Source organism: Bradyrhizobium sp. HKCCYLS1011 (assembly GCF_051167795.1).
Taxonomy (GTDB): Bacteria; Pseudomonadota; Alphaproteobacteria; order Rhizobiales; family Xanthobacteraceae; genus Bradyrhizobium.
The window spans coordinates 758,299-772,323 of the sequence record NZ_JBNPTT010000003.1; the positions used below are offsets into that span (position 1 = coordinate 758,299).

Genomic DNA, 14,025 nt, shown 5'->3' on the forward strand with positions numbered 1-14,025 from the left:
CCATACCGCGGAATGTTTCGATCAAGCGAGGCGGCTAGTTGCTCCAACCATATTAGCCGCCGGTGGTTATGGGTACCCGCTCCAGCGCGCAATCGCGCACAAGGCGGGGACGACAAACTGAGCAGCGATGACCACATCCAACAGCAAATTCCGCAACGGAGCCAAGGAAGCGCCGACTGAGCCGTTCAAACGCTCGGTCACGGCCTGCCTGCGCGCGATCGCCAAGGCGCCGGAGCTTGAAGTCTCCTTCGCGGCCGAGCGGCCGGGCCTGGCGCCCGGCAAGGCGCGGCTGCCGGAGCCCGCGCGCAAGATGACCAAGCGCGATGCGGCGATCGTGCGTGGCCACGCCGATTCCATCGCATTGAAGCTCGCCTGTCATGATCCAAAGATCCACCGCAAGCTGATCCCCGCCAATCCGCAGGCGCGCGGCGTGTTCGAGGCGGTCGAGCAGGCGCGCGTCGAGGCGATCGGTGCGCGGCGCATGTCCGGCGTCGCGAAGAACCTCACCGCGATGCTCGACGATCACTTCCATCGCGGCAAATACGATGAGATCACCGATCGCGCCGACGCGCCGTTGTCGGATGCTCTGGCCATGCTGGTCCGCGAGCGGCTGACCGGAATGGCCCCGCCGACTGCCGCGCGCAAGCTGGTCGATCTCTGGCGTCCAATTCTCGAGGACAAGATCGGGAACCGCCTCGACCAGTTGGGCCGCTTCACCGAGGACCAGGCCAAATTCGGCGACATGGTTCATGACCTCTTGTCGGCACTCGAACTCGGTGACGAGCGCAGTGCCGATTCCGAAGAGGACGAGAACGACGACGACAATCGCGACGGTGACAACGAGCAATCCGGCGCGGAAGGCTCGCCCGATTCCGATGCCGCGCAGGAGATGAGCGCCGACCAGGCGCAGACGACGTCGGACGAGATGTCGGAAAGTGCGATGGAGGCGGCGCAGGCCTCGGCCAGCGACACCCTTGACGAGGGCGAGCTTGGCGATGACGAGACGCCGGGCGAAGCGACGCGGCCGAACCGTGGCGGCGCCAATGAGCCGCGCGGTCCGGAATATCATGCTTTCGCGCCGAAGTTCGACGAGGTCATCGCAGCAGAAGATCTCTGCGATCACGATGAGCTGGAGCGGCTGCGCTCCTATCTCGACAAGCAGCTCGCGCATCTGCAGGGCATTGTGGCACGGCTCGCCAACCGACTGCAGCGCCGGCTGATGGCGCAACAAAACCGTGCCTGGGAGTTCGATCTCGAGGAGGGAATCCTCGATCCGGCGCGGCTGTCGCGCGTGGTCATCGATCCCTATCAGCCGCTGTCCTTCATGCGCGAGAAGGAGGCCACCTTCCGCGATACCGTCGTGACCCTGCTGCTCGACAATTCCGGCTCGATGCGCGGACGCCCGATCACGGTGGCCGCGACCTGCGCCGACATCCTGGCGCGCACGTTGGAGCGCTGCGGCGTCAAGGTCGAGATTCTCGGCTTCACGACGCGGGCCTGGAAGGGCGGGCAGTCGCGCGAGGCTTGGCTTGCGGCCGGCAAGCCCGCCAATCCCGGCCGGCTCAACGACCTCCGCCATATCATCTACAAGGCCGCTGATGCACCGTGGCGCCGGGCGCGCAAGAACCTCGGCCTGATGATGCGCGAGGGCCTGTTGAAGGAGAACATCGACGGCGAGGCGCTCGACTGGGCGCATAAGCGCCTGCTCGGACGTGCCGAGCAGCGCAAGATCCTGATGATGATCTCCGACGGCGCGCCGGTCGACGACTCCACGCTGTCGGTCAATCCCGGCAACTATCTGGAGCGTCATCTGCGGCACATCATCGAGGAGATCGAGACGCGCTCGCCGGTCGAACTGATCGCGATCGGCATCGGCCATGACGTCACGCGCTATTACCGTCGCGCGGTCACCATCGTGGATGCCGAGGAGCTGGGCGGGGCGATCACCGAGAAGTTGGCCGAACTCTTCACCGAGACGCACGCGGCGCCGCAGCCCGCACACGTGCCGAAGCGCCGGCTGCATTCGTGAGCGTGATCAAGCTGGGCAGCGCTCCCTCGCCGTGACGGCGAGGGTCGGGGAAGGGGGCCCTGGCAGCGATGTCGCGATACACGGTCTCCGATCGGAGACGTTTCCTGGAGCTGGCGCTCGCGGGACTTGCCACGCTCGCACACCCTCGGCTGGCACAGGCTCAGGCGGCATTTACCCCGGCGGCCAATCGAACCGTCCACGACGCGCATTCGGTCAGCAGCCCGGTCGCGATCGAGGTGAGAGCACGGCCGCTGCCGACCTTCGACCTGCGCGACCGCTCGCGGCTGCGCTTCGGTTCGCTGGAGTACCGCAGTGGGCTGGTGCTGACGTCGTCATTCCCCGGCTTCGGCGGATTGTCAGGCATCCGGCTTGATACCAAAGGCGAGCGCTTCATCGCCATCAGCGACCAGGGCAGCTGGTTCACCGGCCGCATCGTGTATTCGGGCCGACAGATGGTGGGTCTCGCCGAGGTCGAGGCCGCGCCGCTACTTGGCCCCGACGGGCGGCCGATCCTCGATCGCGGCTGGTACGATTCCGAATCCATCGCGATGGACGGCGATCAGGTCTATATCGGGCTCGAACGCGTCAACCAGGTGCTGCGCTACGACTTTTCGAAGGGCTTTACCCGCGCGCGCAGCGAGATCGTGCCGCTGCCTCCGGCGGCGAAACGGCTGCCGAACAATAAGGGTCTCGAGGCGCTCGTCTTCGTGCCGAAAGATCTGCCACTTGCCGGCACCCTGATCGCGATCTCGGAGCGCGGGCTGGACGCGAACGGCAATCTGATCTCGTTCCTGGTTGGTGGTCCGACGCCCGGGCAGTTCAGCGTCCGGCGCACCGAGGACTTCGACGTCAGTGACGCCGTGTTGCTGCCATCAGGCGATCTCTTGGTGCTGGAGCGCAAATTCTCGCTGTTCTCAGGCGTCGGCATCCGTATCCGCCGCCTGCGGCTCGCCGACATTGCGCCGGGCGCGCTGGTCGACGGCCCCACCATCTTCGCGGTGGATCTCGGCCAGGAGATCGACAATATGGAAGGCATCGATGCGCACGTCACGCCGGAGGGCGACACGGTGCTGACCATGATTTCCGATGACAATTTCTCGATCATCCAGCGCACGCTGCTGCTGCAATTCACGCTGGTGGAATGACGCCCATGTCGTCCCGGGCAAGCGAACGAAGTGAGCGCGACCCGGGACCCATACCGCGTGATGTTGGAAACAGGCACCTGGCACGTCCAGAGCGGGACAACTCAATCCTGTGGTTATAGGTCCCTGCGTTCGCGGGGACGACAGCGGCGTCCTTGGTGGCAGGGTGCGCCCTTCTAACCTCGAAGTGATCGAAGCTACTCGCGTCCAGAGATGGTCGTGCAGTTGAGGAAGATCGAACCGCACGCTACTTAGCACTGTCCCTCGTCCAGCCCGGAAACCCTCCCGCATGAGCGCCCTGTTTTCTCCGATCAAGCTGCGCGGTCTCGAACTTGCCAACCGCATCATGGTCTCGCCGATGTGTCAATATTCCGCCGACAACGGCGCGGCCAACGACTGGCATTTCACTCACATCAACATGCTGGCGCTGTCAGGCGCGGCGATGTTCTGCATCGAGGCGACGCATGTCGAGCCGATCGGACGCATCACGCCGGGCTGCCTCGGCCTGTGGGACGATGCGACCGAGTCCGCGCTGAAGCCGATCCTCGTCTCGGTCCGCAAACATTCAAAGACCGCCGTGGCGATGCAGCTCGCGCATGCCGGCCGCAAGGGGTCGAGCTATCGCCCCTGGGAGGGCGGCCAGCAGATCCCGCTCGCGCAAGGCGGCTGGCAGACGGTTGCTCCATCGGCCATCTCACACAAGGAGGGTGAAGCCCCGCCGGCGGCGCTTGATGCAGCGGGGCTCACGCGCATTCGCGATGCCTTCGTCGATGCGGCCCGGCGCGCCCACAGGCTCGGCATCGATGCGCTCGAGCTGCACGGCGCGCACGGCTATCTGCTGCATCAATTCCTGTCGCCGCTCTCGAACCACCGCACCGATCAATATGGCGGCAGCATCGAGAACCGCATGCGCTATCCGCTCGAGGTGTTCGAGGCAGTCCGTGCGGCGTTCCCGGCCGACAAGCCGGTCGGCGTGCGGGTCTCCGCGACGGATTGGGTCGGCGGCGGCTGGGACCTCGAGCAGACCATCGCCTTCGCCCAAGAGCTCAAGCGCCGCGGCGCCGACTGGATCGACATGTCGTCCGGCGGCGTCTCACCGCTGCAAAAGATCGCGCTTGGCCCCGGCTACCAGGTGCCGTTTGCTCAGGCCGTGAAGCATGCAACCGGCCTTCCCACCATCACGGTCGGCCTGATCACGGAAGCCAGGCAGGCGGAGGAGATCGTGGCCTCGGGCAAGGCGGACATGGTCGCGCTCGCGCGCGGCATGCTCTACGACCCGCGCTGGGGCTGGCACGCGGGCGCCGAACTCGGCGGTCAGGTCAGCGCGCCGCCACAATATTGGCGTTCGCAGCCGTCGACGCAGAAGGAGTTGTTCGGCAAGACGACATTTGGTGCGCGCTAATACGCGACCGTCGCAAAGCCGGCAAGAGAGCGACGCGCGCGGGAAAAGCCTTTAACCTTCCGCGCGCGATCCGGTTGTGACACCTTGTAACGGCAATCAATTCCGGGCAGCATACAGGTGGTCTGCCGGCCCCGCGGCGGGCATTGCCAGCGATGTTTGCCGAGCGGTTTTGTGACGGACCCAAGTCTCAGCAGCAACTTCAAGCGCGCCGGCGTCTGGCGCCGGCTGGCCGCGCTGCTGATCGACGTCATGATCATTGCAGTCATTCTCCAGCTCTGCGCGCTGGTCCTGTTTCCGCTGACCCATGGCCGCATTCAATTTGCCGACGGCATCTACGCAATCAATTGCAGCAAGCTCGATTCGCTCCCCGCCGGCGTGGCGATCCCGGCCGATTTCAATGCCAACGTGATCATCGATTGCCAGAATAGCGTGCTCGGTCTGCTGTCGGCCCGCACGTTGCGCGTGCAGCGCGTGACCAGAGATGGAGCGATCACGAAGGAGATTCACATCGACAGTATGCTCGATGCGGATGGCGTCCCCATCGTGGGCCTGTCGCTGGGCATTCTGCTGCTGCCGCTGCTGCTGGTTTGGCGCTTTGCGCTCGACGATCGACAGGGCACGCCCGGTCGCAGGATTTGCCGCACGCGTCTGGTGCGGGCCGATGACGGATCTGTGCCGTCCGCCAGTGAGGTGAGACGGCGTTATTTGTTTCTGCTTGCGATCCTGGGCCCGCTGATCATCTGGCCCGTGATCCTGTCGTTCTTTCCTGTGACCGCGCTTCCAGAGAACGTTCTCATTGCGATAACGCTCGCCTCCTATGGTCCGGCCCTGATCGTAGGCTTGGCAGCGTGGCGGCAGGTCTATGTCCGAAGCGATACCTGGTACGATCGCTTCGCGGGGACCAGCGTGATCCGCGCGGAGCGGTCGACGATCCAACTCGAATCGGCCTCCTTTTCCACGGCGCCGGCTATGGATCGTTTCGCCGAGGCTGGTCCTGCTGTGCTGTTCGGCGACGCCGGCCAGACGGCTCCGCCAGAGGGGACGCCTATTTCCGCCGCGAGTCCGCCTCCGCTTCCACCCCCGGCGGATCAGGGGAAGCGCAGCTACATCGCGCGCCACTGGCGTGGAGAGCTGTCGCTGCCGTTGTCCTATTGGGTCAACGGTGGACTGGTCGGCGTGATCGCCGGTGCGACGATCGCGGTCATCGCGGGCCTGATCGTGCATGAACAGTTCGATGCGGAGCCCGTCCCGGCCTTGCTATGGATGAGCGCGATCTGGCTTTGCGTGGCGTTGCTCACGCTTTGGCAGCTCGTCGGCATCTGGCGGTCGGCCACGCGCTATCGCGCTGCCGGCAAGGGCCGATGGGGTCTAGTCGCCAAGGTCATGGTGGCGCTGGGGGCTGCCAGCACGCTTTTGCAGTTCTTCATGCAAGGCTTGCCGCAGATCGCGGGTGTCGCCGAGATCGTCGCGGGCGACCGTTCGCTCGGTCCGCATCAGTTCAAGGTTCTCGCTTATGGCGAGATGCTGGAGTTCTCCGGCGGCATCAAGTTCGGTGTTGCGAAGGAGCTGGAAGATTTCCTGAGCGCAATGCCGGAGCTGAAAACGGTGCGGCTCGATTCCGTCGGCGGCCGTATTCGCGAGGCACAAAAAATGTCCGACCTCATCAAGGCGCACGGATTGTCCACCCTGGTCGAGAAGCAATGCTTGTCCGCTTGTACCATCGTCTTCCTGGGCGGCAAGGATCGCGCCATCCTGTCGAGCGCAAAGCTTGGTTTTCATCAGCCGACCTATCGCGGCATCACCGCTGCCGAGCGCAGTCGGAGCGTCGCAGCCGAGGAAGAACGGCTGCAAAAATTGGGCTTGAGCCGGGCATTTGCCGAACGTGCCAACAAGGCGGAGCCGAGTTCGATGTGGTTCCCTGAAGGCAGCGAACTGCTCCGGGAGCATGTGGTGACGCGAATCGTGCCCGCGCAAACGCGCGCTCCGGCCAAATTGATGAGTGACGCGCCTATTAGTTCCTCCAATGGAGCAGCTACCCAGGGCAATGAGCCGGTCGCTGCGCCCGCCTCGCCGCAAGCCGCCGTCGTCACTCTGCCGAGGGATCTCGTGCAGCGGCTACAGTCGTCCAAGCCGGCCAATCGCGTTCCGTCCTCGATCACAGGCCAGAAGTAGCCGACGGCAGGACTCTGCCATGCTTCCATCGACCATGTCGGCGATGTCTGCGGAGCGTCCCCGCGCGAACTCTCATCAACTCGGCTCCAGAAACGGAACGAGTTGCGGGCCATTCCCTTATCGGAGCAGGTGTGACACTCCGATGACGGGGAACCCATGGGCACCGAAATCGAACTGAAACTTGCCGCCCCCGCTGCCGCGATCCGCAACGCCGCATCACTATCATGGCTGAAGGAGATCGCTGCCGGAGCGGCGACGCAAGCCAAATTGCAATCGATCTATTTTGACACGCCGAAATGTGCGCTGCGTGATCACGGCGTGAGCCTTCGTGTCCGCAACACCGGGTCCCGCCATTTGCAGACCATCAAATCGGCCGCAGGTACGGCGCTGGGGCGCAACGAATGGGAGCAAGAGATCGAAGGCGACAAGCCGCGCCTCGATCTCGCCGAGGATACTGCTCTTGGGCGGATGCTGACCGGCAAGCTTTGCAAGCGATTGCAGCCGATTTTCGAAACGAACGTCGATCGTGTGACGATGCCGGTTCGGATCGGCGAGAGCGAATTCGAATTGGCATTCGATACCGGCGAAGTCCGCACCCCAAACGATCAATGCGCCCCGATCGCCGAGATCGAGATCGAATTGAAGCGCGGCAATCGGCGCGACGCCGTAACGCTGCTGCGGGAACTGGCCCGCGAGATCGAGCTCACCTATGCGCCCCGGACCAAGGCGGAGCGCGGCTATGCGCTATTGGACGGCGATGCCGATGCACCGGTCAAGGCCGGTCACATTCCGCTGGCTGAAGCCAGCACCGCCGCTGCCTTCGCCCAAATTGGCCTCGAATGCCTGCGTCAGGTCGGCGCCAATGAAGCGTCCGTGCGGCGGGAAGATCCCGAAGGTGTCCACCAGATGCGGATCGGCCTGCGCCGGCTGCGCGCAGCGCTGTCGCTGTTCAAGGACATGGTGCGCGGCGCGGAGGTGCGCCGGATCAAGGGCGAGCTCAAATGGCTGACCGAGCAGCTTGGGCCGGCGCGCGATCGCGATGTGTTCCTTACCAAGACCGTGACGCCGTTTCGGTCAGCTCATCAAGATCAGCCGGAATTCGCACTGTTGGAGGAGGATGTGGCCAACGACCGGCGGAAAGGCTTCGCGCGCGCCCGCGCCGCGGTGGAAAGCGAACGATTCCGCCATCTGCTTCTCGACGTGACGGCGTGGCTGCTCGACGGCGACTGGCGGAACGCTTCCGATCCACTCCGCCAAGCGTTGCGGCAGCGACCGATTGCAGACGTTGCCGCGCGCGAGCTGAAGCGCCGCACCCGCGAGATCGTCAAGCGGATCGGCAGGCTGGAACGACTGGATGCCGTGCAGCGCCACAAGCTTCGCATCGCAGTCAAGAAGCTGCGTTATGCGCGCGAGTTCTTTGCCGAGCTTCGCGATGTCGTCGGCGGTGGCCGGCGCGCGCGGCGGTTCAATGCCGCGCTGAAGAGGATGCAGAGCGCGCTTGGCGACCTCAATGACATGCGCGTCCATGCCGGCTGGTTGCATGATGTCGCCGGCGTAAATGCGGCCAGCGAAAAGGCGATCGCACTCGGCTATCTGGTCGGCTGCGAAGCTGCCCGAATACCAGCCGTATTGGACGAGGCTCTTGTCGCCGGGAAGCGGCTGAAGCGCGTCGCGTAGATATGTACCGTAGCTTCGAGTTTCATCATTCCGCCCGCGACACAGCCGATGATTGTCGGCGTGCTGCGACGTGCTAGACTTCGCAGGCCACGTGCGGCGATGCCGGCTCGCATGGTCGTGTTTCGTCTCGCGTGACGATGAGCGCATCCGCGAAGATGCGCCGCAACAAAGCGAGAGGAAAGCGCCAATGGAAATCGGATATTTCACCATGCCCTCGCATCCGCCGGAGTGCGGATTGAAGGAGGGCCAGGAGTGGGACCTCACGGTGCTGCGCTGGCTCGACGAGCTCGGCTATCAGGAAGCCTGGATCGGCGAGCACCACACCGCACCCTGGGAACCGCATCCCGCGCCCGATCTGATTCTGGCGCAGGCCTTCCGCGAGACCAAGAATATCCGGCTCGGGCCCGGCGGCTTCCTGTTGCCCTATCATCATCCCGCCGAGCTCGCCAACCGTGTCGCGATGCTCGATCATCTCTCCGATGGGCGGCTCAATTTCGGCGTCGCCGCATCCGGACTTCCGAGCGACTGGGCGATGTTCAACGTTGACGGCATGAGCGGTCAGAACCGCGAGATGACGCGCGAGGCGCTCGAGATCATCCTCAAGCTCTGGACCGAGCCGGCGCCGTTCACGCATAAGGGCAAGTATTGGACGGTTACCAAGCCTGAAGTGATGTTCGACTTCCTCAAGCCGCACATCAAGCCGGTGCAGGCGCCGCATCCGCCGATCGGGGTCGCCGGGCTGTCGAAGAACTCCGACACCCTGAAGCTTGCCGGCGAACGCGGCTTCATTCCGATGAGCCTCAATCTCAACCCGGCCTACGTGTCGTCGCATTGGGATTCGGTCGAGGCCGGCGCGGCCAAGACCGGACGCAAGCCAAATCGTCGCGACTGGCGGCTGGTGCGTGAGGTCTTCGTCGCCGACACCGATGAGGAAGCCTGGCGGCTGTCGACCGGCGACATGATGGGCCGGATGATGAGCGAGTACTTCCTGCCGCTGCTCGGGCATTTCGGCTTCAAGGACTATCTGAAGCACGCGCCCGAGGTGCCGGATACCGATGTCACCGTGGACTATTGCGCCCGCCGCAACTGGGTCATCGGCTCGCCGGCGACCGCCACCGAGAAGATCGAACAGATCTGGCACGAGGTCGGCGGCTTCGGGACCCTCCTGGTGTTCGGGTTCGACTACAAGCACAAGCCGGAGGCCTGGCGCCATTCGCTGGAGTTGCTGAAACACGAGGTCATGCCGGGTTTGCGCCATCTCAATGCGGACCTGAACAAGGCCGCCTAAGATTAATAATTCGGCTGGACCGGCGCCCCGGGGGCGCCGGTCAATTTGGCGCAGGTGGATCGATGCGGTTTCGTGTCCGTAAATTCGCGCATGTGCTGGAACGCTCCGGTCTCTCTTTGGCCGGCGCAGCCTGCGGCGTGTTCGTCGGGGCCCATGTCGGCTCCAGCGTTCCTTGGCTGACGAACCAGGGGTTTTTGCTGCTGATGATGCTGTCCGGCGCCGTCGGCTTCTATCTCGGTATCGATACGCCGCCGCGGCCATTCCATCCGCACGAGGAAGGCACGCCGGCGGCGAAAAGGATCGATGCGCCGGAGTTCCTCAGTGCGGTCGGCACCTTTCTCGCGACGCTGACCGCCTTCGTCTCGGTCGGCATCATCATCCTGCGTGAGGATCCCCACATTGCCTGGACTTGGTTGATCATGCTGGGCTGGCTGACCGGCGTCGCCATGCAGATCGTGGCCGGCACGATCGCGCGGGTGCGGCAGTGATCGCGTCAAGGTAACGTCATTATCGGCGATGCGCGTTCAACGTGTCGATGAGATGTAATTGACGTTGTTCAATTTTTGAGCGTTCGCTGTCGCGACTTTCATCTTGCCGCGCTTGTTCAGGCCGTGTGAGCCTGCCTCCGAGAGCTTGACCGGAGAGGAGCCTGCGCGAACCGCGCATGGATGCTGGCAGCGCGATGCTTCCAACGCATTGCTCTGTGCCGATTCGAACTCCATCAACACGCAAAGCCCGCCGGCGCTCCAACGGCCGGCGCGCCGCGCGAGCAATTGTCACAGCGGGAGGCGGCTTCACTTCGGCGCATTGGCGCACGGAATGCATGGCGGCCGACTGGGACGTTTTCGGAAGGTTGCATGATGTTGAAGCGGGTGTTGTTGGGCGTTCTTCTCGGCTGCGGTCTGGCCGCGGCGGCCTGGCCTGTGGACGGCCGGGCCGAGGAGCCGAAGGTTGGCGGGGTGATCAACGCGGTGATCCAGCCGGAGCCGCCCGGCCTGATGCTGGCGATGGTTCAGAATGGTCCGACCCAGATGGTCTCGGGCAACATCTTCGAAGGCCTGCTCCGCTACAGCCCCAAGCTCGAGCCGCTGCCCGGTCTCGCGGAAAGCTGGACCATCAGCCCCGACGCCAAGGTCTACACGTTCAAACTGAAGCCTGGCGTCACCTGGCATGACGGCAAGCCCTTTACCTCGGCGGACGTTCTGTTCTCGATCGAGATGCTGAAGAAGACGCACGCACGCGCCCGCAACAATCTGACTGTTGTCGAGAAGGTCGAGGCACCCGATGATCTCACCGTCGTGTTCACGCTGAAGCAGCCGTTTGGCCCGTTCATCGGCATTTTCGAGGTCGGCTCGATGCCGATGGTGCCGAAGCATCTCTACGAGGGCACGGACTGGAACACCAATCCGTATAACAATGCGCCGGTCGGCACCGGCCCCTTCATGTTCAAGGAATGGCAGAAGGGCTCATTCATTGAGCTCGTGAAGAACCCGAACTACCACGAAAAGGGCAAGCCCTATCTCGACGCGATCTACTGGCAGATCATTCCTGACGCGGCGGCACGCGCGGTTGCATTCGAGACCGGCAAGGTCGACGTGCTGCCGGGCGGCTCGATCGAGAATTTCGATGTGCCCCGCGTCTCCAAGCTGCCCGGCGCCTGCGTGACCGGCGCGGGCTGGGAATTCTTCAGCCCGCTGGCCTGGCTGTGGCTGAACCACCGCAATCCGATCCTCGCCAACAAGAAGGTGCGGCAGGCGATCATGTATGCGATCGACCGCAACTTCGCCAAGGACGTGATCTGGAACGGGCTCGGCAAGGTCGCGACCGGCCCGTCGGCCTCCACGATCAAGTTCTACACTGATGATGTTCCGAAATACGATTACGACCCGGCCAAGGCCAAGGCGCTGCTGAAAGAAGCAGGCTACAAGGGCGAGAAGATCCGGATGCTGCCGCTGGCCTATGGCGAGACCTGGCAGCGCTGGGGCGAGGCGGTCAAGCAGAACCTGCAGGACGTCGGTATGAACATCGAGACCATCGCCACCGACGTGCCCGGCGGCAACCAGAAGATCATGGACTGGGACTACGACATCGCCTTCACCTATCTCTATCAATACGGCGATCCTGCGCTCGGCGTGTCCCGCAACTATCTGACCAGCGCGATCGCCAAGGGCCAGCTGTTCAACAATGTCGAGGGCTACTCCAACCCGGAAGTGGACCAGTTGTTCGCCGACGGCGCGGTGGCGACGCCCGACGCCAAGCGCAAGGAGATCTACGACAAGGTGCAGAAGATCCTGGTCGAGGATGTGCCGGTCGCCTGGCTGCTCGAGCTGCAGTTCCCGACCATCACCAAGTGCAAGGTGAAGGATCTGATCACCACCGGCATCGGCGTCAATGACGGTTTCCGCGACGCTTGGCTCGATAAGTAACGCGGCGATGTGGCGCGCGGGCTTGAGCTCCGCGCGCCGTCTTGTCACCGGCAATTCGAGCTGATCATCACGGGCCTTCAATGCTCTCCTTCATCGCGCAAAGAATCGTGAAGGGCGTCATCGTCCTGCTCGCGATCGTCGTGTTGAACTTCTTCCTCATCCGCCTCGCGCCCGGCGATCCCGCGGTCGTGATGGCGGGCGAAGCGGGCGCCTCCGACAAGGTCTTCGTCGAGCAGTTGCGGCAGAAGTTCGGGCTTGACCGGCCATTGCCGGAGCAGCTTCTCATCTACGTCAAGGGCATCGCCAGCTTCGATCTCGGCTTCTCCTTCCGTCAGCAGGCGCCGGTGTCGAAGCTGATCGCCGAGCGCCTGCCGGCGACATTGCTGTTGACGCTCAGCGCCTTCGTCATCTCGCTTGCGCTCGGCATCCTGTTGGGCGCGCTCGCTGCGCGCTTCGCCGGCACTGTCATGGACACTGCGATCACGGTGCTGGCGCTGATCTTCTATGCCACGCCATTGTTCTGGATCGCGCTGATCGCGATCCTCCTCTTCTCGGTCTGGGTCGATTGGCTGCCGAGCTTCGGCTACGAGACTGTCGGTGCCAACTATACCGGCTTCCGTCACGCGCTCGATGTCGGCGCCCACCTGGTCATGCCCGCCGCCACGCTCGGCCTGTTCTTCATGGCAACTTACACCCGCATGACCCGTGCCTCGATGCTGGAGGTCAAGCGGCTCGATTTCGTCAAGACCGCGCGCGCCAAGGGCCTGCGCGATTCCGTGATCCTGCGCCGCCACGTCCTGCGCAACGCGCTGCTCCCCGTGGTGACGCTGGCCGGCGTGCACGCCGGCACATTGGTGGGCGGCGCCGTGCTGACCGAGACCGTGTTCGCCTGGCCGGGCATCGGCCGGCTGATGTACGACGCGCTGATCCAGCGCGACTACAACCTGCTGCTCGGGGTGTTCGTGGTCAGCTCGGCAATGGTGCTGATCTTCAATCTCGTCACCGACCTCGTCTATCGCCTGGTCGATCCGCGTATCGAGTTCTCGGCATGAGGCAGTTCTGGAAAACCATGCTGCGCAGCCCGAGCGGAATGATCGGGCTGGTGATATTGGCGCTTGCGATCCTGGTCGCAATCATTGGCCCCTTCTACTTCCCCAACTCTCCGTGGCGCATGGTGCAGCGTCCGTTCCTGGCGCCGTTCACGGTCTCGACGGTTCCGCTCGGCACCGACGCGCTGGGCCGCGACGTGCTTGCCGGCCTCATCTTCGGCGCGCGGGTCTCGCTCCTGGTCGGGCTGGTCTCCACGCTGGTTGCGCTGATCGTCGGCGTGCCGCTCGGCGCCGTCGCCGGCTATTTCGGTGGTCGGATCGACGACGCCTTGATGCGCTTCACCGAGTTCTTCCAGACCATCCCGAGCTTTGCGCTTGCGATCGTGCTGGTCGCGATCCTGCAGCCCTCGATCTATTCGATCGTCGCCGCGATCGGTATCGTCAGCTGGCCGCCGGTCGCCCGCCTGGTGCGCGGCGAGGTGCTCTCCTTGCGCACCCGCGAATATGTCCAAGCCGCCATTGTCACCGGCCAGAGCAGCAGCTGGATCATCTGGCGCGAGATCCTGCCGAATGCGCTGTCGCCGGTGATCGTGCTGGCCTCGCTGATGGTCGCGACCGCGATCCTGCTGGAATCCTCGCTGTCCTTTCTCGGCCTCGGCGATCCCAACCTGATCTCCTGGGGCTACATGGTCGGCGCCGGCCGCACCGTGATCCGTCAGGCCTGGTGGATCACCGTGTTTCCGGGGCTCGCGATTCTGCTTTCGGTACTCGGCCTCAACCTGATCGGCGAAGGGCTGAACGATGCGCTCAACCCGCGCCTGTCGCGCGAAGGACGATGAA

Annotated in this window: 10 protein-coding genes; all 10 read left to right on the plus strand. The window is 64.0% G+C overall.

The window, feature by feature from the left end:
• Positions 1–127 precede the first annotated feature (127 nt).
• The 10 genes from cobT to ACQR1W_RS12400 all read left to right on the plus strand — a co-directional run bounded on the left by cobT (position 128) and on the right by ACQR1W_RS12400 (position 14,024).
• Positions 128–2,029 carry a cobaltochelatase subunit CobT gene (cobT, locus tag ACQR1W_RS12355; protein WP_008972374.1) on the plus strand — a complete coding sequence of 634 codons (1,902 nt, stop codon included), beginning with the start codon at positions 128–130 and terminating at the stop codon, positions 2,027–2,029.
• Positions 2,030–2,097: 68 nt separating this feature from the next.
• On the plus strand, positions 2,098–3,174 hold the full coding sequence (locus ACQR1W_RS12360) for an esterase-like activity of phytase family protein (protein ID WP_434851007.1): 1,077 nt from the start codon (positions 2,098–2,100) through the stop codon (positions 3,172–3,174).
• Positions 3,175–3,460: 286 nt separating this feature from the next.
• The gene (locus tag ACQR1W_RS12365; RefSeq protein WP_434851008.1) at positions 3,461–4,573 is read left to right on the plus strand and encodes an NADH:flavin oxidoreductase/NADH oxidase; all 1,113 of its coding nucleotides are present in this window, start codon (positions 3,461–3,463) and stop codon (positions 4,571–4,573) included.
• A gap of 171 nt (positions 4,574–4,744) precedes the next feature.
• Positions 4,745–6,745, plus strand: a complete 2,001-nt coding sequence (locus tag ACQR1W_RS12370; RefSeq protein WP_434851009.1) for an RDD family protein — start codon at positions 4,745–4,747, stop codon at positions 6,743–6,745.
• Between the two features lie 156 nt (positions 6,746–6,901).
• Positions 6,902–8,422: a CHAD domain-containing protein gene (locus ACQR1W_RS12375; protein WP_434851010.1), complete on the plus strand. Its 1,521-nt coding sequence runs from the start codon at positions 6,902–6,904 to the stop codon at positions 8,420–8,422.
• A gap of 187 nt (positions 8,423–8,609) precedes the next feature.
• Positions 8,610–9,710: an LLM class flavin-dependent oxidoreductase gene (locus tag ACQR1W_RS12380; protein WP_434851011.1), complete on the plus strand. Its 1,101-nt coding sequence runs from the start codon at positions 8,610–8,612 to the stop codon at positions 9,708–9,710.
• A 62-nt stretch (positions 9,711–9,772) separates the two neighbouring features.
• Positions 9,773–10,198: a hypothetical protein gene (locus ACQR1W_RS12385; RefSeq protein WP_008972380.1), complete on the plus strand. Its 426-nt coding sequence runs from the start codon at positions 9,773–9,775 to the stop codon at positions 10,196–10,198.
• Between the two features lie 372 nt (positions 10,199–10,570).
• Positions 10,571–12,136, plus strand: coding sequence for an ABC transporter substrate-binding protein (locus ACQR1W_RS12390; RefSeq protein WP_434851159.1), 1,566 nt, complete (start codon positions 10,571–10,573; stop codon positions 12,134–12,136).
• Between the two features lie 80 nt (positions 12,137–12,216).
• Positions 12,217–13,188, plus strand: coding sequence for an ABC transporter permease (locus ACQR1W_RS12395; RefSeq protein WP_434851012.1), 972 nt, complete (start codon positions 12,217–12,219; stop codon positions 13,186–13,188).
• Positions 13,185–14,024 carry an ABC transporter permease gene (locus tag ACQR1W_RS12400; RefSeq protein WP_434851013.1) on the plus strand — a complete coding sequence of 280 codons (840 nt, stop codon included), beginning with the start codon at positions 13,185–13,187 and terminating at the stop codon, positions 14,022–14,024. The genes ACQR1W_RS12395 and ACQR1W_RS12400 overlap by 4 nt, the downstream gene beginning before the upstream one ends.
• Position 14,025 lies beyond the last annotated feature (1 nt).

What these genes read in the sequence shown, in the direction of transcription:
- cobT (WP_008972374.1), top strand. Translation starts at nt 128, where the DNA reads ATGACCACATCCAACAGCAAATTCCGCAACGGAGCCAAGGAAGCGCCG.
- ACQR1W_RS12360 (WP_434851007.1), top strand. Translation starts at nt 2,098, where the DNA reads ATGTCGCGATACACGGTCTCCGATCGGAGACGTTTCCTGGAGCTGGCG.
- ACQR1W_RS12365 (WP_434851008.1), top strand. Translation starts at nt 3,461, where the DNA reads ATGAGCGCCCTGTTTTCTCCGATCAAGCTGCGCGGTCTCGAACTTGCC.
- ACQR1W_RS12375 (WP_434851010.1), top strand. Translation starts at nt 6,902, where the DNA reads ATGGGCACCGAAATCGAACTGAAACTTGCCGCCCCCGCTGCCGCGATC.
- ACQR1W_RS12380 (WP_434851011.1), top strand. Translation starts at nt 8,610, where the DNA reads ATGGAAATCGGATATTTCACCATGCCCTCGCATCCGCCGGAGTGCGGA.
- ACQR1W_RS12385 (WP_008972380.1), top strand. Translation starts at nt 9,773, where the DNA reads ATGCGGTTTCGTGTCCGTAAATTCGCGCATGTGCTGGAACGCTCCGGT.
- ACQR1W_RS12390 (WP_434851159.1), top strand. Translation starts at nt 10,571, where the DNA reads ATGTTGAAGCGGGTGTTGTTGGGCGTTCTTCTCGGCTGCGGTCTGGCC.
- ACQR1W_RS12395 (WP_434851012.1), top strand. Translation starts at nt 12,217, where the DNA reads ATGCTCTCCTTCATCGCGCAAAGAATCGTGAAGGGCGTCATCGTCCTG.
- ACQR1W_RS12400 (WP_434851013.1), top strand. Translation starts at nt 13,185, where the DNA reads ATGAGGCAGTTCTGGAAAACCATGCTGCGCAGCCCGAGCGGAATGATC.